The sequence below is a fragment of the Acetobacterium sp. genome (genome assembly GCF_039830195.1).
Lineage (GTDB): Bacteria > Bacillota > Clostridia > Eubacteriales > Eubacteriaceae > Acetobacterium.
Genome location: NZ_JBDODG010000044.1, coordinates 54,490 through 76,972, shown reverse-complemented (window position 1 = coordinate 76,972; position 22,483 = coordinate 54,490). Strand labels below are relative to the sequence as shown.

General features: G+C 43.1%; 26 protein-coding genes. 23 read left to right on the top strand and 3 right to left on the bottom strand.

The genetic code is table 11. The annotated features are described in order from the left end of the window. The first annotated feature begins 3 nt into the window (after window positions 1-3). From ABGU93_RS14160 to ABGU93_RS14080, 17 genes are all read left to right on the top strand, one after another. On the top strand, window positions 4-306 hold the full coding sequence (locus ABGU93_RS14160) for a KOW domain-containing RNA-binding protein (protein ID WP_347414081.1): 303 nt from the start codon (window positions 4-6) through the stop codon (window positions 304-306). A gap of 3 nt (window positions 307-309) precedes the next feature. Continuing rightward, complete coding sequence (gene infA, locus ABGU93_RS14155) at window positions 310-537, top strand: translation initiation factor IF-1 (protein WP_070369950.1); 228 nt, start codon at window positions 310-312, stop codon at window positions 535-537. 13 nt (window positions 538-550) lie between these two features. Continuing rightward, complete coding sequence (rpmJ, locus tag ABGU93_RS14150) at window positions 551-664, top strand: 50S ribosomal protein L36 (protein WP_013382261.1); 114 nt, start codon at window positions 551-553, stop codon at window positions 662-664. Between the two features lie 144 nt (window positions 665-808). Continuing rightward, window positions 809-1,171 carry a 30S ribosomal protein S13 gene (gene rpsM, locus ABGU93_RS14145; RefSeq protein WP_347414080.1) on the top strand — a complete coding sequence of 121 codons (363 nt, stop codon included), beginning with the start codon at window positions 809-811 and terminating at the stop codon, window positions 1,169-1,171. A gap of 13 nt (window positions 1,172-1,184) precedes the next feature. Next, window positions 1,185-1,577 carry a 30S ribosomal protein S11 gene (gene rpsK / locus ABGU93_RS14140; protein ID WP_026393612.1) on the top strand — a complete coding sequence of 131 codons (393 nt, stop codon included), beginning with the start codon at window positions 1,185-1,187 and terminating at the stop codon, window positions 1,575-1,577. 16 nt (window positions 1,578-1,593) lie between these two features. Continuing rightward, the gene (gene rpsD, locus ABGU93_RS14135; RefSeq protein ID WP_347414079.1) at window positions 1,594-2,223 is read left to right on the top strand and encodes a 30S ribosomal protein S4; all 630 of its coding nucleotides are present in this window, start codon (window positions 1,594-1,596) and stop codon (window positions 2,221-2,223) included. Between the two features lie 71 nt (window positions 2,224-2,294). Then, complete coding sequence (locus tag ABGU93_RS14130; protein ID WP_347414078.1) at window positions 2,295-3,254, top strand: DNA-directed RNA polymerase subunit alpha; 960 nt, start codon at window positions 2,295-2,297, stop codon at window positions 3,252-3,254. Window positions 3,255-3,258: 4 nt separating this feature from the next. Then, entirely contained in the window at window positions 3,259-3,600 is a 342-nt protein-coding gene (rplQ, locus tag ABGU93_RS14125) for a 50S ribosomal protein L17 (RefSeq protein WP_026393609.1), read from the top strand. Between the two features lie 94 nt (window positions 3,601-3,694). Next, complete coding sequence (locus ABGU93_RS14120; RefSeq protein WP_347414077.1) at window positions 3,695-4,546, top strand: energy-coupling factor transporter ATPase; 852 nt, start codon at window positions 3,695-3,697, stop codon at window positions 4,544-4,546. Next, window positions 4,537-5,391, top strand: a complete 855-nt coding sequence (locus tag ABGU93_RS14115; protein ID WP_347414076.1) for an energy-coupling factor transporter ATPase — start codon at window positions 4,537-4,539, stop codon at window positions 5,389-5,391. The genes ABGU93_RS14120 and ABGU93_RS14115 overlap by 10 nt, the downstream gene beginning before the upstream one ends. A gap of 4 nt (window positions 5,392-5,395) precedes the next feature. Continuing rightward, on the top strand, window positions 5,396-6,217 hold the full coding sequence (locus ABGU93_RS14110; protein WP_347414075.1) for an energy-coupling factor transporter transmembrane component T: 822 nt from the start codon (window positions 5,396-5,398) through the stop codon (window positions 6,215-6,217). A gap of 15 nt (window positions 6,218-6,232) precedes the next feature. Continuing rightward, window positions 6,233-6,967: a tRNA pseudouridine(38-40) synthase TruA gene (gene truA, locus ABGU93_RS14105; RefSeq protein WP_347414074.1), complete on the top strand. Its 735-nt coding sequence runs from the start codon at window positions 6,233-6,235 to the stop codon at window positions 6,965-6,967. Window positions 6,968-7,169: 202 nt separating this feature from the next. Then, a complete protein-coding gene (gene rplM / locus ABGU93_RS14100; RefSeq protein ID WP_035355020.1) occupies window positions 7,170-7,607 on the top strand; it encodes a 50S ribosomal protein L13 in 438 nt (145 codons plus the stop codon). Between the two features lie 23 nt (window positions 7,608-7,630). After that, the gene (gene rpsI, locus ABGU93_RS14095; protein WP_347414073.1) at window positions 7,631-8,023 is read left to right on the top strand and encodes a 30S ribosomal protein S9; all 393 of its coding nucleotides are present in this window, start codon (window positions 7,631-7,633) and stop codon (window positions 8,021-8,023) included. Between the two features lie 87 nt (window positions 8,024-8,110). Then, on the top strand, window positions 8,111-9,925 hold the full coding sequence (gene typA / locus ABGU93_RS14090; protein WP_347414072.1) for a translational GTPase TypA: 1,815 nt from the start codon (window positions 8,111-8,113) through the stop codon (window positions 9,923-9,925). Between the two features lie 295 nt (window positions 9,926-10,220). Then, window positions 10,221-10,562 carry a hypothetical protein gene (locus ABGU93_RS14085; protein ID WP_347414071.1) on the top strand — a complete coding sequence of 114 codons (342 nt, stop codon included), beginning with the start codon at window positions 10,221-10,223 and terminating at the stop codon, window positions 10,560-10,562. Window positions 10,563-10,663: 101 nt separating this feature from the next. After that, the gene (locus tag ABGU93_RS14080; RefSeq protein ID WP_347414070.1) at window positions 10,664-11,854 is read left to right on the top strand and encodes an AI-2E family transporter; all 1,191 of its coding nucleotides are present in this window, start codon (window positions 10,664-10,666) and stop codon (window positions 11,852-11,854) included. A gap of 82 nt (window positions 11,855-11,936) precedes the next feature. On the opposite strand, the gene ABGU93_RS14075 is transcribed toward ABGU93_RS14080, so the two are convergent. Both ABGU93_RS14075 and ABGU93_RS14070 read right to left on the bottom strand, forming a co-directional pair. Next, the gene (locus ABGU93_RS14075) at window positions 11,937-12,785 is read right to left on the bottom strand and encodes an Mbeg1-like protein (RefSeq protein ID WP_347414069.1); all 849 of its coding nucleotides are present in this window, start codon (window positions 12,783-12,785) and stop codon (window positions 11,937-11,939) included. A gap of 83 nt (window positions 12,786-12,868) precedes the next feature. Beyond that, window positions 12,869-13,708 (bottom strand): putative ABC transporter permease, encoded by an 840-nt coding sequence (locus tag ABGU93_RS14070; RefSeq protein ID WP_347414068.1) that lies wholly within the window; start codon window positions 13,706-13,708, stop codon window positions 12,869-12,871. 227 nt (window positions 13,709-13,935) lie between these two features. On the opposite strand from ABGU93_RS14070, the gene ABGU93_RS14065 reads away from it, so the two are divergent. After that, entirely contained in the window at window positions 13,936-14,529 is a 594-nt protein-coding gene (locus tag ABGU93_RS14065; protein ID WP_347414067.1) for a secondary thiamine-phosphate synthase enzyme YjbQ, read from the top strand. A 48-nt stretch (window positions 14,530-14,577) separates the two neighbouring features. Further along, complete coding sequence (locus ABGU93_RS14060; RefSeq protein WP_347414066.1) at window positions 14,578-17,220, top strand: DUF3578 domain-containing protein; 2,643 nt, start codon at window positions 14,578-14,580, stop codon at window positions 17,218-17,220. A gap of 107 nt (window positions 17,221-17,327) precedes the next feature. Here ABGU93_RS14060 and ABGU93_RS14055 read toward each other — a convergent pair whose 3' ends face one another. After that, complete coding sequence (locus ABGU93_RS14055) at window positions 17,328-17,759, bottom strand: CBS domain-containing protein (protein WP_347414065.1); 432 nt, start codon at window positions 17,757-17,759, stop codon at window positions 17,328-17,330. Between the two features lie 195 nt (window positions 17,760-17,954). Here ABGU93_RS14055 and cdaA point away from each other — a divergent pair, with 195 nt between their 5' ends. From cdaA to ABGU93_RS14035, 4 genes are all read left to right on the top strand, one after another. Continuing rightward, complete coding sequence (cdaA, locus tag ABGU93_RS14050) at window positions 17,955-18,803, top strand: diadenylate cyclase CdaA (protein WP_347414064.1); 849 nt, start codon at window positions 17,955-17,957, stop codon at window positions 18,801-18,803. Next, window positions 18,790-20,004, top strand: a complete 1,215-nt coding sequence (locus ABGU93_RS14045) for a CdaR family protein (protein ID WP_347414063.1) — start codon at window positions 18,790-18,792, stop codon at window positions 20,002-20,004. The genes cdaA and ABGU93_RS14045 overlap by 14 nt, the downstream gene beginning before the upstream one ends. A gap of 144 nt (window positions 20,005-20,148) precedes the next feature. After that, entirely contained in the window at window positions 20,149-21,237 is a 1,089-nt protein-coding gene (gene serC, locus ABGU93_RS14040; protein ID WP_347414062.1) for a 3-phosphoserine/phosphohydroxythreonine transaminase, read from the top strand. A 29-nt stretch (window positions 21,238-21,266) separates the two neighbouring features. Further along, window positions 21,267-22,436 (top strand): phosphoglycerate dehydrogenase, encoded by a 1,170-nt coding sequence (locus ABGU93_RS14035; protein WP_347414061.1) that lies wholly within the window; start codon window positions 21,267-21,269, stop codon window positions 22,434-22,436. The last annotated feature ends 47 nt before the right edge of the window (window positions 22,437-22,483 follow it).

Sequence of the window (22,483 nt, the reverse complement as noted above, 5' to 3'; positions counted from 1 at the left end):
TGGATGAATGAATTTATAGTTGGACAAGTGGTTCGTTCTACAGCTGGCCGGGATAAAGGTCAGTTTATGGTGGTTATTGAAGTGGTGAACGACCATTTCACCTATGTTTCGAATGGAAAGCTTCGAAAAGTGAGTAATCCAAAGAAAAAAAAGGTCAAACACTTGGCGAAGACGAATCACATAGCCACAGATATTCGTGATAAAATATTAAATGGAAAAAAGATAACTAACGCTGAGATAAGAAAAATACTCGAGTCCTATCACATGCCTGATGGTGTTGGGGATGAGAATCGTGAGGAGGTTTGATCAATGGCCAAAAAAGATGTTATCGAAGTAGAAGGCTCAGTTATTGAGTCATTACCAAACACTATTTTCTTAGTTGAATTGGAAAATGGGCATCAGATAACTGCACATATTTCGGGAAAACTTCGCATGAATTATATAAGAATTTTACCGGGAGATAAGGTAGTTGTTGAATTATCCCCATATGATTTGACCCGCGGGCGTATCGTATGGCGTGGAAAAGGGAAATCATAAAGGAGGCATTCAAATGAAAGTTAGACCATCAGTAAAACCGATTTGCGAAAAATGCAAAATTATTAAGAGAAATGGTCGTGTTATGGTCATTTGCGAAAATCCAAAACACAAACAAAAACAAGGTTGAACCGTCGAGTCCAGAAAAAAAGAACATGACCGCGGCAATTTTAGTCATGTTCATGATATAAAAACACCCTGGGATGAATCAGTTACGTCACTAACTTGATTGACTCACCAGTATTTAGAAAACAATTTAGGAGGTACACACCCTATGGCAAGAATTGCCGGAGTCGATTTGCCCCGAGATAAGCGGGTCGAAATTGGATTAACTTATATTTATGGTATCGGTCATTCAACATCATTAGAAATCTTAAAAACTTTAAATATCAATCCAGATACCAGAGTTAAAGATCTTACTGAGACAGAAGTGAATGATCTAAGAAATACGATTGATAAATACACCGTTGAAGGTGACCTTCGTAGAGAAGTCAACTTAAACATTAAACGACTGATAGAAATTGGATCTTATAGAGGATTACGTCATCGTCGAGGACTTCCTGTTAGAGGGCAAAAGACTAAAACTAATGCCAGAACAAGAAAAGGTCCTAAACGTCTCGTAAGTAAAAAGAAATAAGGAGGGCTAAAGAATGGCAGTTAAAAAAGCACGAAGAAAAGTAAAAAAAGTCAAAAAGAATATCGAACGTGGCCAGGCCCATATTCAATCTTCTTTCAACAATACGATTGTTACCATTACAGATATGTCAGGAAATGCTCTTTCATGGGCAAGTTCTGGTGGATTAGGTTTTAAAGGATCGCGAAAAAGCACTCCTTTTGCTTCTCAAATGGCAGCAGAAGAAGCAGCAAAAGCGGCCATGGAGCATGGACTTAAAAGCGTAGAAGTTTTAGTCAAAGGCCCTGGTTCCGGACGTGAGGCAGCTATTCGAGCCTTACAGGCGGCTGGATTGGAAATTACCCTGATCCGCGATGTTACGCCTATTCCACATAACGGTTGTCGACCACCTAAGCGACGACGAGTATAATAGGAGGGCGAAAATTATGTCAAGAAATATAGAAGCATCATGCCGACAATGTAGACGTGAAGGTACAAAACTGTACCTAAAGGGAGAACGTTGTTATTCAACTAATAAATGTGCGTTCGAAAGACGTCCAACACCACCAGGCCAACATGGTAAAAGAAGAACAAAATTATCTGAATACGGCCTGCAATTACGAGAAAAACAAAAAGCAAAACGTATTTACGGTGTGCTTGAAAAACAATTCCGTGGTTACTTTGAAATTGCTGAAAAGCAAAAAGGTATTACCGGACATAACCTGTTGATTCATTTGGAATCACGTTTGGATAATGTTGTATATCGACTGGGTTTGGCAACTTCCCGAAAAGAAGCTCGTCAACTGGTTGATCATGAACATTTCCTGATCAACGGCAAGAAATTAAATATCCCTTCTTACATCATGAAAGAAGGCGATGTGGTTGAAGTTCGACCAAAAAGCAAAAAATCTCAGAAATTCAAAGACATTTTAGAAGTGACTGAAAATAGAACCGTTGCACCATGGTTGTCTAAAGATGTTGAAACACTATCAGGAAAAGTCATTGGCAGACCGGCAGTAGAAGACTTAGATGTCGAAATTGCTGAACATCTTATTGTTGAATTGTATTCTAAATAGGCTACATGTTCGGGAACCAATTAACCCTCATGTTAATGTATGGATTATAAATAAGTAGGAGGGTCTGATAAATGATCGAATTCGAGAAACCAGTCATCGAAATTGTTGATAAGAAAGACGATGAAACCTACGGGCGGTTTGTCATTGAACCTTTAGAACGGGGATATGGAACCACTCTAGGTAACAGTCTGAGAAGAATAATGCTGTCATCCCTGCCGGGCGTGGCAGTCACATCAGTAAAAATTGAAGGCGTATTGCACGAATTCTCAACCATTCCAGGGGTAAAAGAGGATGTTATTGAAATCCTCCTGAATCTCAAAGGTCTGGCGGCGGAAATCTACACCGATGAGCCTAAAGTTATTTACATTGAAGCATCAGAAGAAGGCGAAATCACAGCTGGTGATATCGTCGCAGACTCTGACGTCGACATCCTAAATCCTGAAATGCACATTGCTACCTTGTCCAAGGGTTCAACCTTAAACATGGAAATGCGTATTGAAAAGGGCCGAGGCTATGTGGCGGCAGATAAAAATAAATATCCGGGCATGCCGATTGGAACCATTCCAATGGATTCAATCTTTTCACCGATTATCAAAGTTAATTTTTTAGTGGAAAACACTCGGGTCGGTCAAATTACTGACTTTGATAAATTAACCATTGATATCTGGACAGATGGAACGACAACCCCGGAAGAAGCTCTTTCTTTAGCTGCTAAGGTTTTAAGCGAACATCTCAACCTGTTCATTAATTTAACCGAGCATGCAACCACAGTAGAAATCATGGTGGAAAAAGAAGAAAGCGAAAAAGAACGCATTCGCGAAATGTCAATTGAAGAGTTGGAACTTTCAGTAAGATCCAGTAACTGCTTGCGACGAGCGAACATCGATACAGTTGAAAAATTAACACAACGAAGCGAAGAGGATATGATTAAAGTTCGTAACCTCGGTCGCAAATCTCTTAATGAAATCAAGCACAAACTAGCAGAGATTGGATTGTCCTTGAGTCAAGAAGAAGAAAAGGCAAAGGAGTAACACTATGGCGGGATATCGAAAACTAGGCCGTCCCTCTGATCAAAGAAGAGCATTATTGCGTAATCTTACCACTGCCCTTTTAGAACACGGTAAAATTGAAACAACCGTAACCAGAGCGAAGGAAGTTAAAAGAATAGCAGATAAAATGGTCACTTTAGGTAAAAGAGGCGACTTACATGCCAGAAGACAGGCAATTTCATATATCACTCAAGAAGCAGTGGTAAAACAATTGTTTGACGAAATAGCACCTAAATATACTGAACGAAACGGTGGATACACTCGAATTTATCGTGTGGGACCACGTCGTGGCGACGGCGCAGAAATGGCTATAATTGAATTAGTATAATTTATGATGCATACAGGGGATTAAGATGTTATTTACGCTTAATCCCTTTCTTGCATTATAAAGTTAATTAATTAACACCAAAGAAGGTGAAATTGTGACAATTGAAAGTAAAAATAGAATGATCGACGTGCGGGATGTTTATTTCACATATCCTCATAATAACGAAAACGAGTCAGTCGTAGCTCTGGACGGAGTCAGTTTACATATTGAAAAAGGTGAATTTGTCGGAATCATCGGACATAATGGTTCGGGGAAATCCACCCTTTCCAAATTACTGAATGCGATTATCTTTCCCACTCAGGGTGATGTGATTGTCAGTGGCCTTAATACCAAGGACCACGAAAACTTATGGACGATCCGTCAGACTGCAGGGATGGTTTTCCAGAATCCCGATAATCAGCTGGTCGCTACCATTGTTGAAGAAGATGTGGCTTTCGGGCCGGAAAATCTCGGTGTACCGCCCTTAGAAATCAGAGAACGGGTGGACCGGGCTTTGGCAGTTGTCGAGATGCAGGCCTACGCTCATCAAAAACCCCATCAATTATCTGGGGGACAAAAACAGCGGATCGCGATCGCCGGCATTCTGGCCATGGAACCGGAGTGTATTATTTTTGATGAACCCACCGCGATGCTGGACCCATCCGGGCGGCGGGAAGTCATGGAGACCATCAAACGGCTCAACCGGGATAAAGATATGACTGTTATTCATATCACCCATTTTATGGAAGAAATTGTGGCTGCGGATCGGATTATCGTGCTGGATAAGGGCAAGGTAGTCATGGAAGGTGAGCCTCGGACGATCTTCAGACAGGTAAAACGACTCAAAGAAATCGGCCTGGATGTGCCCCAAATGACAGAATTGGCTTATGAGCTACGTAGTGAAGGACTTAAAATAGCCGATGATGTTTTAAGCATTGAGGAAATGGTGAATGCCTTATGTCAGTAGAAATAAAAAATCTTTCTCATACCTATTCCGAAGGCTCACCCTTTGAATTCAAAGCTCTCAAAGACATCAACATCACTATTGAAGATGGCAGCTTTATTGGTATTATCGGCCATACCGGTTCTGGTAAGTCGACCCTGATTCAGCATCTTAATGGATTATTGACCCCCACTTCCGGCACGGTTCTGGTTGATGGAAAAGATATCTTTGAAACAAAAAAAGCTGAACTGATTCAGCTCAGACACCACATCGGTCTGGTTTTTCAATATCCGGAACACCAGCTGTTTGAAGAAACCGTCCAGAAGGACGTTGCTTTTGGTCCCAAAAATCAGGGGCTCAGTGAGGACGAAATAGATCAGCGGGTCAGGCAATCGATAAAAATGGTTGGTCTGGATTTTGATGCGATCAAAGATAAGTCGCCCTTTGAATTATCAGGCGGACAGATGCGGCGGGTGGCCATTGCCGGTGTTTTAGCGATGGAACCTTCGGTATTGATTCTTGATGAACCAACCGCGGGTCTGGATCCCCGGGGCCGTGAAGAAATTCTGGCTCAGATCAAATCACTTCATAATCAGAAAAAAATAACCGTCATTCTGGTGTCACATAGTATGGAAGACATTGGCAAAATGGTCGACAAAATACTGGTTATGAATGAAGGAGAAGTTGTTTTTTTTGATACCCCCAATCACGTGTTTACCGAAATTACCACCTTGGAGAGCATTGGCCTGGCGGTACCGGAAGTAACCTATCTGATGCGGCGGCTGAAAGAAAAATATCCAGAAATTAGAGAAGACATTTTTACGGTCGAAGCAGCCAAAAAAGAAATTCTCAAAGTCATAAGAGGATAATAAAATGTTAAAAGATGTTACGATTGGCCAGTATTATCCAACCGGGTCGGTAATTCACAAACTGGACCCGCGAACGAAAATACTGTTTACCACAGCATTTGTTGTAATGTTGTTTTTTTTGAATAATCTGTGGGGTTATCTGGCCACATTTCTGATATTGGTAACCATCACCCTACTATCTAAAATCCCGGTGGGTTATATCATCCGCGGGATCAAAGGGTTAGTCCTGATTATCATGCTGACGGTGGTTCTAAATCTGTTTATGACCCCAGGAACCGTGGTAGCGACCCTGGGACCACTGACAGTAACCTTGGAAGGTTTGAAAGTGGCAACTTATATGGCGCTGCGTCTGATCTTTCTGGTGGTCGGTACCAGTATCATGACGTTGACCACCTCACCGATTGATTTAACCGATGGGATGGAGTGGTGCATGCGCTTTGTTCCCTTTGTCCGGCGATATGCCCATGAATTGGCGATGATGATGTCGATTGCGCTGCGTTTTATCCCGACCTTGATGGAAGAAACCGAGCGAATCATGAAGGCCCAAAAAGCCAGAGGGGCTAATTTTGAAACGGGCAACATTATTTCCCGGGCCAAGAACCTGATCCCGATTTTGATTCCGCTGTTTATATCCGCCTTTCGCCGGGCAGACGAATTAGCTACCGCCATGGAAGCCCGCTGCTACCGGGGCGGCGAAAACAGAACCCGGATGAAACAATTAAGCTTTGAATTCCGGGACAGCGCCAGCCTGGTATTGATGGTTATAATGATTGTCGGTCTTTATCTGACAACGATGATTCAAATTCCATTAGTGTTCCCGGTATAAAGGACCAGCATCAGGATGAAAAATATACAGATCATCATCAGTTACCGGGGTACCAATTACTGCGGTTGGCAGGTTCAGCCAAATGGCGTGACCATACAGGAAGTCATCATCAAGGCAATCAAAGAACTCACCGGTGAATCAGTCAATCTTACCGGATCAGGCCGGACCGATGCCGGAGTCCACGCGTTGGCACAGAGTGCCAATTTCTTTACGGCTGCGACCATCCCGCCGGCGGTTTGGTACCGGGCCCTGAACACCCGGCTCCCAGCTGACATTCGAGTGATCAGCAGCAGGGAGTGTCATCCGGACTTTCACAGCCGCTATAATGCCATGGGTAAGAGCTATGTCTATAAAATATTAACCAGCCCGGTGGCTAGTCCGTTCCTCGCAGATTTGGCGTTTCATGTAACCCGGACGCTGGACTGGGCGGCCATGGAAGAAGCGGCCGCCAGTTTTTTGGGAGAGCATGACTTTACTGCGTTTATGGCCAGTGGCAGCGCGATCAAAACGACCGTGCGCACCATTACCGACATTTCATTTTGCAACAGTGGTGATCTCTGGGAATTGGCCTTCAGCGGAAATGGATTTCTGTACAATATGGTCAGGATTATGGCCGGGACCCTCTACGAAGTCGGCTATGGCCGCTTAAAACCCCAGGACATCAAAGCGATCATCGCAGGTAAAGATCGCAGCAAGGCCGGAATTACCGCTCCGGCGCATGGTCTTTACTTAAAGGAAGTTTATTATTAAAAAAACATAAATATTATTAAGAATAATACTATTTAAAGGCATAAATAACTTGACACACCCGGGAAGATGCTATAGAATTAACGATGGACGTTAATGTATCACTAGCCCCGATACGATAAAAAACGATTTCTGATAACTCCCACTTATCGGAAAGCCAATAGATAAAAAATAAAGAAATTATTAACTGAGGAGGACTTTTGAGATGAATGCGAACGCCACAATAATGGCCAAATCTCATGAAATAGACCGTAAATGGTATGTGATTGATGCTGAAGGTAAGGTATTAGGACGACTGGCTACAGAAGTTGCAAATATTTTACGAGGAAAAAACAAACCAATCTTTTCACCACATATGGATTGTGGAGATTTTGTTATTATCATTAATGCCGATAAGATTGTGTTAACCGGAAACAAACTGGATCAAAAATTATACAAAACATATTCTGGATATTGCGGTGGGTTAAAAGAAATGACCTATCGAAAATTCTTAGCTGAAAAACCAGAACTTTTGGTTTTCAAAGCAGTGAAGGGTATGATCCCACATAACAAATTAGGGGATAAAATTGCGACTAAACTTAAAGTTTATGCTGGCAACGAACATCCACACGCTGCACAATTGCCTGAAGTTTACGAATTTTAATGCTGAGAAGGAGGAAATAGAGAATGGCTAAAGTACAATATTTTGGAACTGGACGAAGAAAAACCTCGGTTGCCCGAGTTCGATTATTACCAGGGAGTGGAAAATTCACCATTAACGGACGTGATATTGATGAATTTTTCGGAATGGAAACCTTAAAGGTTATCGCAAGACAACCATTAACATTAACTGATACAATCAACACCTTTGACGTGATTGTCAATGTTCACGGTGGCGGTTTTACCGGACAAGCTGGAGCAATCCGACATGGGATTTCCCGTGCCCTGCTTGAAGCAGACATCAACCTGAGACCAGCACTGAAACGTGCCGGATACTTAACTCGAGATTCACGTATGGTTGAAAGAAAAAAATACGGTCTCAAAAAAGCCCGTCGTGCACCACAGTTTTCAAAACGTTAATATCAGACTTTTTACAAGGTCCTGCGACATTCAATGTTGCAGGACTTTTCAGTGTTACGCAATACAAAATTAAGAAAGCAGGAATTTATGAATAACAAACAACCCATTATCAACATTGCAGTCATCGCCCATGTCGATGCCGGAAAATCTACCCTGGTAGATGCCCTTTTAGGACAAAGCAATGTTTTTAGAGAAAATCAGGAGGTCGTGGACTGCGTAATGGACAGCAATGACCTTGAACGAGAACGCGGAATCACCATATACTCAAAAAACTGCTCCATTATGTACAAAGACATTAAAATAAATATTGTCGATACCCCCGGCCATGCCGACTTTTCTTCAGAGGTTGAACGAATCCTGAAGACTGTTGATACGGTTGTGTTGTTGGTCGACTCCAGTGAAGGTCCGATGCCGCAAACCCGTTTTGTCCTCAATAAGTCACTGGAAAAAGGTTTGAATCCGATTCTTTTCATTAATAAAATCGATAAAAAAGATCAGCGTGCTGAAGAAGTCGTTGATATGGTATTCGATTTGTTTGTGGAACTGAAAGCTAATGACAAACAGTTGGATTTCCCGGTTCTTTATGGGATTGCCAAAGAAGGTATCGCCATTCGTGATATGGATGACGAAGGCGTGAATTTAGCACCGCTTTTTGAAACCATTGTTGAACATGTAGGCCTCCAGGATGATCTGAGCCTTGAACCCCTGCAGATGCAGGTTTCTTCACTGGCTTATGACGATTACATTGGCCGTCTGGGGATTGGTAAGGTTTATTCCGGAACCATCCATGCCGGTGAACAAATCGAAATCTGCAAAACTGACGGAACCTTTAAAAAGGAAAAAATCAACCAGGTATTTGTCTACCGTGGTTTAGCCCGGGTCGAAGTTAAAGAAGCAAAAGCTGGTGATATCGTCGTTATCTCAGGAATCCCTGATATATCCATCGGTGAAACCATTGGTGAGATCAATCAGGTTCAACCGATGGAACTGATTGAGATTGAACAACCAACCCTGTCGATGAACTTCCTGGTCAACAAGTCACCTTTTGCCGGAGATTCCGGAAAATTTGTTACCACCCGACACATTCGGGCCCGATTGGAAAAAGAGCTTGAAGTTAATGTTGGTCTGTTAGTCGAAGAACTGGAAGATACCACCGATGGCTTTAAGGTTTCCGGACGTGGCGAGCTTCATTTATCAATTCTGCTGGAAAACATGCGCCGCGAAGGTTATGAAGTAGCTGTTTCTAAACCGGAAGTTATCATGCACCGGGATGAAAATAATAAACTGCTGGAGCCGGTTGAGCTGGTGATTGTATCGGTACCGGAAAAATATTCGGGTGCGGTTATTTCTAAACTGAACATTCGAAAAGGTCGCATGGAAAGCATGTACACCGACGAAGCCTGGACAAAAATGGAATTTTTTGTACCGACACGTGGCTTATTGGGCTATCAAAGTGAATTCATCAATGATACCCACGGCGAAGGAACCATGGTCCGACGATTTTCCGCTTTTGAAGAGCATAAAGGCGATATTCCCCAACGTCTCAATGGCGTTCTTATTTCTCAGTTCGCTGGTGAAACCATGGCATATTCATTGTTTAATTTAAGTGATCGTGGCGAAATGCTGGTTAAAGCCGGCACAAAAGTCTATGAAGGCATGATTATCGGAATCAATAATCGTAGTGATGACATGACGGTTAATCCAACCAAAAACAAAAAAATGACCAATGTTCGTTCTTCCGGAACAGATGAGGCATTAAAATTGGTCGAGCCAAGAATTATGACTTTAGAGCAAGCAATCGAATTTATTACCGATGACGAATTGGTGGAATTGACACCAACTGATATTCGGATTCGCAAGAAAGTTCTGGGCGAACTGGAACGAAAACGTAGCAACCGTTAAAAATTTAGGAACGCCTAAACAGCGTTCCTTTTTTGCGCGAAGGCAACGAGCCAATCGCAAGCTCGCTTGCAGTTGGCGACTGCCCGCGAACCAAAGATGGAGCGGAGCGGAATCGTGGTTGAGTGTATTATTGACAGAAGCGCGAGACCTTAATGTCGGTACGCAAAATAACAATTGACCGTTAAACTTTTAGTGTGATATCATGTAATCAGCACAAGTAATTGCGAAACTGAGGCCAAAGCGGACAGTGGTTTTTTGATTACCTGGTCTGATCTTAAACAGGAGGTTAAACGTTATGATTGATATTGACAAGCAAGAAGCTGAAGATGGTAAAATTATGGCTATTTTTGCCTATATTATTTTTCTGATTCCCTTATTCGCAGCAAGTGACAATCAATTTGCACGATACCATACCAATCAGGGTGTGGTGCTGTTTCTGGCATGGCTGGTCTTGACCTTTGCGGGTCTGATCATCGGATTGGTTCCCTTTATCGGATGGATCCTGTCGACAATTCTTTTTAGTGCGGTACCTCTGGCATTTGTTGGTTTTGCTATTTATGGGATCATTAATGTGGTTCAGCTTGAAGCTAAGCCGCTTCCTTTTATAGGTGGCATCACCCTGATTAAATCCTATTAAATCGTTCTTCATACATCATAATAAATACATAAAAAGCATTGCTCAACCAGGCGATGCTTTTTACTTGGTGCCTAAAAAAATTACGAAAAGGCGGTGAACCTGTGGAAAATAACAATGAATGGAAAAACAAGAACAAGGAAATGACTGACAAAACTTTCAGAAATTATTTCTTTCTGATTACCTTTGGTATCTGTTTACTGGTAGGCTTGCTGAATATCAACTACCTGGTGGGATATCTGGGTCTGTTTATGAATATCATTACGCCGGTGTTGATTGGCCTGGGAATTGCCTTTATCTTAAATATCCCGATGACATTTATCGAGACGCATTTTCTGGGTTTTATCAATCGTTTTAAAAACAAAAAAAATCGGGATCTGAATCAGGGCAAACGGATGATTGCGATTGCTCTGACATTTTTATTTGTAATTGGGATTCTGGCGGGTTTAATAACCTTTGTAATTCCGCAGGTTAGCGAAAGCGCCGACACCCTGATGGTAAAGCTGCCTGGCTATGTGGATTCATTCAATAATCTGGTGGATCAAACGCTGGCCTTTTTCAATTTGCCGGCAACCCTGTGGAGCGATATCACCATCGAATGGGACACGCTAATGGAACAGTTTGGTGGTTTGCTGCTCAGCTCGGTCCCGGAAATATTCAGTTTCACTAAAAATATTACCGTGGGGTTTTTTAATGTGATCATGGGAATTGTCATCTCCATCTATCTGTTGGCGGACAAAGAGAATTTGTTAGCCCTTAAGGATAAATTGATCTATGCCTATGTCAGAAAAGATCGGGCTGATTTCATTCAGGATGTCAGCATCACCGCCAATCAGGTATTTCACGGCTTTATTGCCGGTCAAATTACCGAAGCATTTATTCTGGGAACCTTATGCACCGTTGGTCTGGCCATCTTGCAGATACCCTATGCCTTGCTGATTGGGGTTCTGGTTGGCATGACCAGCGTGATTCCGGTCTTCGGAGCCTTTCTGGGAGCCGTACCCAGCGGCTTTATTCTACTGGTGGTGAACCCCATCTACTGTCTGATCTTCATCATCTACATTATTGCCCTGCAACAGGTCGAAAGTAATGTAATCTATCCGCGGGTAGTGGGCGGATCGATTGGCTTATCCGGGTTATGGGTGCTGGTTGGGATGATAATCGGTGGCAGCCTATTTGGTTTTCTGGGAATTATTCTGGGGATTCCGTCCTTTGCGGTATTTTATGCCGTCTTCAGAAAAATTACCAATGAACGGATTGAAAGAATGAAAGCGGAACAGGAAGAGCCGGCTTAAGCAAAAGGTCGAGAATTAAAAAAAGCGTTCTTTAGAGGATTGACCAACCGGTTCAATCAATTTAAAGGACGCTTTTTCAGGTTTATTTTTTAGTGGGTTTATTCTTTTCCAACTGCTGTTTGGCTTTGGAAGCGATCAGGGTTAAACTCACCGTGAAATTCTGAAAGCCGGTATAAAAGGGGTGCCGCATATCCAATTTGCGGATCTCACCGTGGGGATCCAGCAGGCGGTTGGGTGGATGATTATGGTGTGGCAGTTTGGATTCGCCACCGACTACAACCCGTTTTCCGGCGATGCTGTTTAACAGGATGTTGACCACATCCCAGGCGGATTCATACGCAATTATTTTACCCTGGTTCGCACGGATGGCGGGGGCATATTTGCGAATGAATTCAGCGGAAAAACCCTGGCTGTTAAAGGTGACACAGCGGTTGATCTTATCACCATCGACAATGGTAATATATTGACCATTATTACCACCCTTGGAATGTCCAGTCAAGGTATACTGCTTGAAATTAAAGGCAGCATCAACGGCATGGAAAAATTCCAGCGCTTTTAATTGCTGGGGTGTATCGGTTAAAAAGCCGCCTTTGATATTGTCGACCCAGCCGATGCCGGTAGTGCCCCGAAAAGCGATGATTCCGGAGTCTGGGGTCAGATCGGAAAAACAATAGCCAACCAGGCCATTTTCTGGCTGGTTCGTGTAGGCCAAAACCCTCAGTCCGCTGAGATTGGGATTTGCTGTCATCAGATGCAGCGATTTATCCCACTCGGCGGCGGACATGGCGCAATCCCCCTGAAGATCTTTAACATTTTGCAATAGCGATGCCACCATTTCTGCCACCGTATAGTCAGGCAGCAGGGTCGGTTCGACTGGGAGATCCAGGGCGGCAAGCTGACTGATCAGATTGAGTTCACTGTGATACAACATAGCTCTTACCTCCTTGGTAAGAAATTCGTTTGTGATTGATTTTAGAAAAAGATTAGCAAAACACTGATAACGACCAGGTGTAATTATTTTGCATCACGCTCTGCTTGGCGGGATTTGTTCTTTTCCATATAGGCCTTATAGATTTCCAGAGCGCTCTGATGATCTTGATGTGCCATCTTAGGAAAAGCACTCATAATCCGGCGATGAGAATAACGGTTGATCAACTTGGTTTCACTGATGCGATTGGTCAGCGAAACAATTAAGTGGTGAGCTGAATCTTTGGCTTCGGAAAGCTTACCATCCTTCAGATCCCGGACTCTGGCAGTGACTTCGTGGGCAGTGGTAATGCCTTTTTCTTTTAAATTGTCCTTAAGTTCGGTGGTTGCTTCGTAAACGCTGCTGAGTTTTTTGTTAAAGGAAACTGTTTCCCGGGTCGATTCGACCAGATCACTGAGGAAAAAGACTGCCGCAACGGTGGCAATAATCTGGATCCAGAACGCTGAAAAGCTGTTAACCAGATCGTTGACAATGGGATGAACCACATACATCAAGACCACACATAACAGGCCAAAAAGAAATGAATTAAGCAGACAGACCCGGCCGTTGATATTAAATTTGTGGTCCGAGTAGTCCCACCATTTGGCATGAAATAGTTTTTCCATCCCCCAGCTGGTAACATACTCCAGGGTGCTGGTGAGAATAATCCCGATGAAGAAAACCAGAATCGGGTCACTGACATAAGGCATCAGGAACATGATAATGATCAGTGCACCGACCCCATAAATCGGGCAATAGGGGCCGTTTAAAAAACCCCGGTTAATAAATTTTTTCTCCGGGATGGAACAGTACACCACTTCACACATCCAACCGATAATGGCATAAAGAAAAAAATAAATAAATAACAGACTCAGATAATAATACATAAATGATTCCTCTCAAATTAATAACTTTGGATCATTTTAACATATCAGTTGAATGTCTCATAGATAAATCGTTCGCTTAAATAATTTTTGAAAGTATTAAACACAGCAAATATTTATCCATCATGGATGGATATGTTTTTGTTTTTTCAAATTGAATCGTATATAATGAATGATATACCCCAAATTATGACCAGACAACGAAATAATCAACAAAATTAGGAGCGTAAATGAAAGCCAACAAGATTGAGATAACGAGCAGTGAACAACTTATTGATATTACCACAAGTGTCCGGGAGTATGTCGACCAGTCCCGGTTAAAAGATGGCTTCGTGCAGATTCAGATTCCTGAACGAACCGCCGCAGTGATCATTTCTATCAATGATGACTGGCGACTGCAGCGGGAATTTTTCGATAAGCTCAACCATCTGATGCCCAAGTATGACGGCATGAAGTTTACCGGTTGGACTACCGCTTGTGTCAAGGCAACGATTTTTGGGCCGTCACTCCAGGTGATGGTTCACAGTGGGACGTTGATACTGGACAAAAATCAGAGCATTTACTTTGTTGAATTTCAGGGACCCGGCGAGCGTCAGTATTTCATCAGCAGCTCCGGGACAACCCTGACTGAAAATGAGGAAGCGTCGATACCCGAAGAATTGGCAGTGATTTTTGAAAAACGGAAAGCTTATGAAGAAGAACAGGAACAGATCAAAGAAGAAATGCGAAATGAATGGCGGTTGCGGGAAGAGAATCGCCTGAAGCTGGAAGCCGAAAACAAAGAAACAGCAACCGAGGCGAAAAACCCTGAGGGCAAAGAATAGCAAAACGGATGCATAAAAAATGAGCGAAAAAAGAGAAAGGCAATAGTAATGAGCTGGGAATTATTAGGAACGGATCGAATTATCAAAATAACAGAATTATCTGACTTTGTTAACACAGAGATGATTATTCCAAAAGAACTGATCGGTTTTTTTGGCAGTGCCGGGGAACGGCTGGCAATTATTTATCAGAATCGGGAATATCCGTCTTATCTGGAAACAGAAGGCGGTCATGCAAAACTGAAATGGAGCAAGGTCCTGATTCGCAAACTGGGGGAAGCCTTTCCTGATTATGAATCGTGGTTTGGTGGAAATCCCGAGGCCGCTAAAACCCCACAGCTGGAAATAATCAAGGCCAATGATCTTTTCAGTCTTCGCTTAATAACAGAAAATGAAGCGGGTAATAGTGCAGCAGAAAAAAAAGGCGACCCGGTTATCACGGCCATTCCACCTGCCGCCGGACTCCAGGAGCTATTGGTAAAATGGATTGCCGGTTATCCCAATTATTATCCCAGAGACTTTCGTTTTTCGTTTAAAGATGTGATCAATGAAGAGATCCCCAAGGTTATCGAAAGCTTTGAAGCCATTCGCACGGGGCATTATAAGGTGCAGGGATTTGCCGGAGATACTCAATGGGCCGAAATCCCCTGGGTTAAGGTGCTGGATAAAGAAAGTCAGAGTATTAATAATGAAGACCTTTATCTGGCTTATATTCTGGCCATGGACAGCCGTAAGCTTTATCTGGCCATTGTCTATGGAGAAGAAGGCGTCGGGGTCAGAAGTCTTTCGGAAAAAGCTGCTACGTATCGAAAAAAAATTACGACCGGAAACTATCAAACCAATCATCAAGAGGTATTGCTGGCCAATGCCAGCCTGGTATCCGGGATTGTCTGCTATCGGGAATATACCGAAACGGAAATGCCCGCAGATACGGTGCTGGCGGCTGAATTTGAGGATTTCCGAAAAATGTACAAATTATGTTTGATGACGGATCAGATGGCTGATGAAGCGGCGGTCAGCGGCGAACCGATCGCAGCAGCCATCAAAGAACTGGATGTCCGGGTCGAAAATGAAGCGCACGAAGAAATCCCGGAATCGCCAGAAATCTTGATTCAGGAGCTGGTTGCGGAAAATCCTGAACCGCAGTCCGAACCGGTACCATCAGAAACCGTGGTGGTCGTCTTTGATAATGCTGTTGAAGAAAAGTTGAGTGACGAAAGTCTAATCGATGAAATCGTGCTCGAAGAAAACCCGAGCGAAGAAATTCAAATCAGTCATATGGAGGATGACGCGGAGCAACAGGCTATCCTAGCTCCGGAAAGCGTCGCCGCCGCAGTAACCATGGGAGCTGGAGATGATGAAAAAAATCATAATCCGTCTGAATCTCAGTTTAATCAGCCAGCGTCAGCGGATCTGAAGCGGCAACAGCTTGGGGTTGAAATTCAGAAGCCGGAAGATCTGAAAATGAGCGGGGACAATCAGACATCAGTGATCGGAACCGAATCGGAAGTGGACCAAGATGCTGTTAAAGTGGGCAGCGATCAATCCAATGAGGAAGCCTCCGGGCTTTTAGCCCAATCATTCATCCGTTATCCGGTGAAGAATGATTATCTCACCCCTTATCTCCAGTTGGTGCAGGCAAAAATGGGGACTAAGGGCTATTACTATCCCGCTGAATTAATTAAAGCCTATTACCTGTCGATTAAATCAAAACCATTTGTGATGATTAAAGGCCGAGTGGGCAGCGGAAAAACAAGCTTTCCCCGTCTCTTTGCCGAGGCCATCGGTGCCAGCCCGGAAAACGGTCGCTATAAACGGTTACTGGTGGGAAAAAACTGGCGGGATGACACCCATCTGATGGGGCATCTGGACAGTCGCGGCCACTTTATTCCCGGACCCATGATGCTGATGTTAAAGGCCGCCAAAGAATATCCGGACAAACCCCATTTTTTGCTGCTGGATGAAATGGACCAGTCTCCGGCAGCAGATTATCTGCGGCTGTTGCTGGAAGGGATCAATGGCAGTAAGGAGCCCTTTTTGAACCGTGAAGATTTTGGTGCCGATATCACAGCATTCCGGGAATACGGCAGCTTGAATTTTCCGGATAACCTTTATATCATCGCCACCATTAATGAAGGACCGGATAGTTTTCCCGTCCCGGCCCGGGTGATTGACAGCGGTAATGTGATCACGATGCCGGTGGTAGAAATTGGGGTTTTTCCGGATTATGGCAGTCCGGCCGGAGACAGTGACTGGGAAAACAGTGCTTTTAAAATCCGCAGCCAGGCCAAAGGCTTGCCCGAGATTCTGGAACGCCTGATGCAGTTGCTAAGTGGGGTGCAACAGCTGCTAATTGAGTATGGCTGCCCGATGGGATATCGGGGTAAAAATGAAATTCTGGCCTTTGGGATTAACAGCGGTGCCGAGGGATTGTTCAATGAACAGGAGGTCATCGATCTGGCTATTCTGCAACGTATTCTTCCGGCGCTGGGGTGTGATGAAAAAACAGACGCCGAAGTCTTTCAGGCCCTGGCGTGTTTTGGGCTAGAAGAAGGCCTGCGGGAAAAATACCTAAATCAGCCAGTAACGCGGTTTATCAGCCGCTATGAAGCCTTGCTGAAAGCCGCAGCGATTCCCTGCCCCCGCAGCGGAACGGCACTGTTAAAACAATTAAAAAGTCAATATCAAAAATAGCAGTAACTAAAAAAGCCAATTAATTCAGGCTTATGCCAGCATTTCCTGATCGGGAAATGTTGGGTAATAAGACCAATTAATTGGCTTTAAAATTGTCTAATGGAGACTCAACCGGCTTCCTGTTCGGCAACCTTATCAGATAAAAAATTGATCAGTTCTTTGATCAGTTCCTGGCGGCGGAGAATGCCGATAAAAATACCCTGATCATCAACAAGCGGTATAAAGTTCTGCTTGACGGCCAGTTCCACCAGATGTTCATAGCTTTCATTGATTTTGGCCACTTCCAGATTGATCTTAAAATCGATATCTTTGATTTCAAAAGACTCTAAATCAATTTCCGGATGGGTGAGGCTCAGTGATAAAACCCGGAGCAGATCACCCTCACAGATGGTTCCCACGTACTGTCCTTTTTTATTAATCACCGGCAGGGCGGTGTAGTTTGTGATGACAAACATATTATAGGCCTGTTTAAATGAATCGGTATTGGTTAAGAAGACGGTTTCGCTTTTGGGTAATAAATAAAACAGATGGTTTTTCATGCAAGTAAACTCCTTTTTCTTTATAAAAGATTGGGAAGGTTAGAATTTAAAATCAATTTTAACATGAATTTCACAAGTCTCCCTTAAGAATTTTCTTAATAACGACTATAATAATATCAAAAAACCCAATTTCCCTTTCGCGGAATGGCCTTGTTAGTGTATAATTAACAGTAACGAATGAATGAGGGAACTAGAATGGAAGAGTTTTTGTTATATATACAATCAAGAATTACCGTTGCCAGCATCATCGAGGTCGTCATTATTTCTTTTATTGTCTATCGACTCTTGATGTGGATTCGGGGAACCCAGGCCGAACAGGTTTTTAAAGGCTTGATCGTGTTGCTTTTTTTGTCGCCCGTCAGTGCGTGGCTGGGTTTTACCACCTTGAATCTGATTATCACCAGCGCCTTTACCTGGGCGTTTATTTTCATTGTGGTGGTATTTCAGCCAGAATTCCGTTCCGCTTTGGAGCAATTGGGAAACAACCGGATTTTTAAAGAAATGATGAAGAAGCCATCGATGGATTTTCTGGAAGACGATGTCGAAAAAATTATCAAAGCGGTCAGTAAATTGTCCTGCGAACGGACCGGCGCGCTGATTGTTCTGGAAAAAGATACCGGGCTAAACAATATTGTCAAAACAGGAACCGAACTGGACTCAGATATCAGCAGTGAATTGCTGGAAAATATTTTTACCCCCAATCGGCCTCTTCATGATGGCGCCGTGATTATCAAGCTGTGGTCCCGTCAAATTCGGGCAGCCGGTTGCCTACTACCCCTTTCGGACAACCGCGATTTAAGCAGTGAATTGGGAACCCGGCATCGGGCCGGTTTGGGTATGACTGAAAAATCCGATGCGCTGGTAATTATTGTCTCTGAAGAAACCGGTCAAATATCATACGCGTCGAAAGGCACCTTATTTCAGGACATCATCATCGAGGTTCTCAAACAGATTATTCTGGAAAACTATACAGTCAGCGAAGAAGGCAATATTGACAGCGGGTGGATTAACAAACTGTGGGGGAGAATAGATGGTAGCAAATAAAAAAAAGATTGTTTTACATGAACGATTAATACGCATCCTCGCATCGGTCGGCATTGCCATCACCCTCTGGTTTATGGTCAATGGCAACGCCGATATGTTGATCACCCAGGATTTTAACAGCATCCCGATTACCTTAACAAACGTCGAATCGCTGACCGAAAAAAACCTGGTCCTGGCTGATGATAAAAATTATTATCTTAATTTACAGGTTAAGGGTACGGATAAAAACCTGAGAAATATTAATATGAAAGAAGTAACCGCTGAAGTTGATCTCAGCGATATTGAAGAAAAGGGAATATATGACCTGGATGTGGAAGTCAAGGGGCTGGCCAATTCGGTTATTATCAGCAGTATGAATCCGACCAGTCTCTCGATTGAAGTAGACAACGTCATTAAAGAAGCACTGGATGTGGTTATCCTGGTGGAGGGAAAACCCGCCAATGATCTATTGGTGATTTCAGCTGAATCGCTGGAGCAGGTCGAAGTGGAAGGACCGGAAGCGTCCATCGCCCGAATTGATAAAATCTCCACCACCGCCGATGTGAGCGGTCTGGAATCCGACACGACCCGGCACCTGGAAGTCGCCGCTTACGATGCGACCGGTAACCCGATTACCGATTTGGAAATCTTTCCAAACGTTGTCGAAGTTGAGATTATCCTCGGCAAAACCAAATCGATTGGGATTATTCCCTCAACAACCGGAAATCCGGCTAATGGCTATATTGTCACCGGCGTCCAGGTTGAGCCATCCAAGGTTATGATTGGCGCTAAAGAAGCATTGCTAAATACGATTGAGACGATTCCCATGGACCCTATCGATGTCTCGGGACAGTCAAAAACATTTACCAAAGACATTAATCTGACACCACCGGTGGGATGTTATTTCCTTGATGACAGCGGAAAAGTCAAAGCGACAGTTTCCATTGAAAGTCCGGTCGAAAAAAGCTTTACCATTGATAAGATAAGTACCCGAAATCTTGGCACCGGTCTAGTTGCTTCAAAAGTCAAAGATGCTCGGGTGGTAATTAAACTGGAAGGCGCCAGCAGCATTTTAAACAGTTTAAATACAGCTCAAATTGAAGCCTTTGTCGATTGTGCTAATTTGGGACCGGGGGAATATGAATTGCCAATTCAGACCAATTTATCGCAGGCTTTAGTTAAATCAATCACTCCGGCAAAAACAACAGTAATAATTGAGTGAATAATTTAAGCAAAAAATAAAATATCCATAAAATTCAATACAAAATCTTGCATTTGACAATAATTTAACATATAATAGCAAGAAGTAATTTTTTCAGAGAATTACATTCACACCAAAAACACTATTTAAAGGAGGAAATTAAAAGTGAAAAGAGTTTATAATTTTTCAGCTGGACCATCTTGTTTACCGCTCGAAGTCCTGGAAAAAGCTGGGTCTGAAATGGTATCCTATGGAGATGCAGGCATGTCCGTGATGGAAATGAGTCATCGATCATCTTATTTTGACGATATTCTGCAAGCAGCAAAAAATCTTTACCGAGAGCTGATGAATGTACCAGATAATTATGAGATCCTGTTTTTACAAGGTGGAGCATCAACTCAGTTTGCCATGGTTCCATTGAATCTTTATTCAAAAACCAATAAAGCCGATTTTATGATTACTGGCAGTTGGGCAAAAAAGGCTTATCAAGAGTCAGCCCGTTATGGAGAAGCAAAGGTTATTGCATCATCCCAGGATAAAACCTTTTCCTACATCCCCAAGGTGGATCCCAAGGATTTTACACCTGATGCTGATTTCTTCCATATTTGCGTTAATAACACCATTTACGGAACGCGATTTAAACCTGAAAATATTCCTGATACCGGAAATGTGCCATTAATTGGGGACATGTCTTCCAATATTTTATCAGAAGTATATGATGTTTCAAAATTTGGTCTGATTTATGCCGGAGCGCAGAAAAACATGGGACCTGCTGGTGTAACCGTCGTGATCATTCGTAAAGACTTACTGGGTCATGCCAAAGACTTCACACCAACCATGCTGGATTATAAAACCCATACCGATAACGATTCTTGCTACAATACCCCACCATGCTACAGCATTTATATTTGCAAACTTGTTTTTGAATGGGTTAAAGCAAACGGCGGCGTTGCCGGGATGGAAGCGGTCAACAAGGAAAAGGCTCAAAAGCTCTACGATTTTATTGATAACAGCAAGCTTTATAAAGGGACAGTTGTACCTGAAGACCGTTCACTCATGAATGTGCCTTTTATTACCGGATCTGACGAATTAGATGCGCTATTCGTTAAAGAAAGTAAAAAAGCCGGAATGGAAAACCTTAAAGGTCACCGCAGCGTTGGCGGAATGCGAGCAAGCATTTATAATGCCATGCCAATGGCGGGTATTGATACCCTCATTGATTTCATGCAGAAATTTGAAAAAGAAAACGCCTAGGCGTTTTCGCTAAGAAAGGAATGACGATATTGAATTATAAAGTTCAGACCCTTAATAATATTTCTAAAAAAGGGCTAAAATTATTAGGTGAAAATTATACGGTTTTAGATCAGCCGGAAAACCCCGATGCGATTTTACTGCGAAGCTATAAAATGCACGATATGGATATTCCAGCGTCAGTTAAATTTGTGGGCCGGGCTGGTGCCGGGGTCAACAACATTCCCCTGGATAAATGTTCAGAACAGGGCATTGTTGTCTGCAACTCGCCTGGAGCCAATGCCAATGCCGTAAAAGAACTGGTCATCGCTGGGATGCTGATTTCTTCACGTAAGGTGATTGATGGGATCCAGTGGTCAAGCACGTTGGTCGATAAGGGCGACGAAGTTCCTGCTCTGGTTGAAAAGGGTAAGGGCACTTTTGGTGGTCCGGAGCTATACGGTAAAAAAATGGGCGTTATCGGTTTAGGTGCCATTGGCGTCCTGGTTGCCAATATGGCTGTTGATTTTGGGATGAAGGTTTACGGTTTTGATCCCTTCATTTCCATCGACAATGCCTGGGGATTAAGTCGAAAAGTTAAACGTGCCGTCAGTAAAGAAGAAATCTTTAAGAACTGCGATTACATTTCACTTCATATTCCTTATATGGATGAAACCAAAGACTACGTCAATGCAGAGTTGTTAAAAGATACCAAAGAAGGGCTGCGACTACTTAACTTTGCCCGGGGTGGACTGGTTAATTACGATGCTTTGGAAAATGCCATTGAAGAAGGCACCATTGCCACCTATATTACCGATTTCCCAAATGAACGATTGCTGAAAATGAAAAATGTGATCAACATTCCTCATTTAGGTGCATCAACCCCAGAAAGCGAAGAAAACTGTGCCGAAATGGCCATTCATTCTTTAAAAGAATATCTGGAAAACGGAAATATTATTAATTCCGTCAATTATCCGGATTGTAACATGGGTGTTTGCGAAGCCGAAAACCGCATTACCGTGAACCATGCCAATGTGCCAAACATGTTGGGACAAATCACCAAAATTCTGGCCGATCACGATCTCAATATCTCTGTTATGACCAACAAAAACAGAGGCGCCTGGGCGTACACGATGATCGACGTTGACAGCAATGTTGGCGAAGACGTGAAAACAGCTTTAAAAGGCATTCAAGGTGTCACCCGGGTCCGTATTCTAAAATAAGTGCAAACCATCCAAAGAAGTGGTCTTCGTCAATCCGAAGCCACTTC

Bases quoted from the DNA above. Each gene is read 5' to 3' on its own strand.
- ABGU93_RS14070 (WP_347414068.1), bottom strand. From the start codon at position 13,708: ATGTATTATTATCTGAGTCTGTTATTTATTTATTTTTTTCTTTATGCC.
- infA (WP_070369950.1), top strand. From the start codon at position 310: ATGGCCAAAAAAGATGTTATCGAAGTAGAAGGCTCAGTTATTGAGTCA.
- rpsM (WP_347414080.1), top strand. From the start codon at position 809: ATGGCAAGAATTGCCGGAGTCGATTTGCCCCGAGATAAGCGGGTCGAA.
- rpsK (WP_026393612.1), top strand. From the start codon at position 1,185: ATGGCAGTTAAAAAAGCACGAAGAAAAGTAAAAAAAGTCAAAAAGAAT.
- rpmJ (WP_013382261.1), top strand. From the start codon at position 551: ATGAAAGTTAGACCATCAGTAAAACCGATTTGCGAAAAATGCAAAATT.
- rpsI (WP_347414073.1), top strand. From the start codon at position 7,631: ATGGCTAAAGTACAATATTTTGGAACTGGACGAAGAAAAACCTCGGTT.
- ABGU93_RS14085 (WP_347414071.1), top strand. From the start codon at position 10,221: ATGATTGATATTGACAAGCAAGAAGCTGAAGATGGTAAAATTATGGCT.
- ABGU93_RS14055 (WP_347414065.1), bottom strand. From the start codon at position 17,759: ATGAAAAACCATCTGTTTTATTTATTACCCAAAAGCGAAACCGTCTTC.
- ABGU93_RS14110 (WP_347414075.1), top strand. From the start codon at position 5,396: ATGTTAAAAGATGTTACGATTGGCCAGTATTATCCAACCGGGTCGGTA.
- truA (WP_347414074.1), top strand. From the start codon at position 6,233: ATGAAAAATATACAGATCATCATCAGTTACCGGGGTACCAATTACTGC.
- rplQ (WP_026393609.1), top strand. From the start codon at position 3,259: ATGGCGGGATATCGAAAACTAGGCCGTCCCTCTGATCAAAGAAGAGCA.
- ABGU93_RS14060 (WP_347414066.1), top strand. From the start codon at position 14,578: ATGAGCTGGGAATTATTAGGAACGGATCGAATTATCAAAATAACAGAA.
- ABGU93_RS14065 (WP_347414067.1), top strand. From the start codon at position 13,936: ATGAAAGCCAACAAGATTGAGATAACGAGCAGTGAACAACTTATTGAT.
- rpsD (WP_347414079.1), top strand. From the start codon at position 1,594: ATGTCAAGAAATATAGAAGCATCATGCCGACAATGTAGACGTGAAGGT.
- ABGU93_RS14045 (WP_347414063.1), top strand. From the start codon at position 18,790: ATGGTAGCAAATAAAAAAAAGATTGTTTTACATGAACGATTAATACGC.
- ABGU93_RS14130 (WP_347414078.1), top strand. From the start codon at position 2,295: ATGATCGAATTCGAGAAACCAGTCATCGAAATTGTTGATAAGAAAGAC.
- ABGU93_RS14160 (WP_347414081.1), top strand. From the start codon at position 4: ATGAATGAATTTATAGTTGGACAAGTGGTTCGTTCTACAGCTGGCCGG.
- cdaA (WP_347414064.1), top strand. From the start codon at position 17,955: ATGGAAGAGTTTTTGTTATATATACAATCAAGAATTACCGTTGCCAGC.
- ABGU93_RS14075 (WP_347414069.1), bottom strand. From the start codon at position 12,785: ATGTTGTATCACAGTGAACTCAATCTGATCAGTCAGCTTGCCGCCCTG.
- ABGU93_RS14115 (WP_347414076.1), top strand. From the start codon at position 4,537: ATGTCAGTAGAAATAAAAAATCTTTCTCATACCTATTCCGAAGGCTCA.
- rplM (WP_035355020.1), top strand. From the start codon at position 7,170: ATGAATGCGAACGCCACAATAATGGCCAAATCTCATGAAATAGACCGT.
- typA (WP_347414072.1), top strand. From the start codon at position 8,111: ATGAATAACAAACAACCCATTATCAACATTGCAGTCATCGCCCATGTC.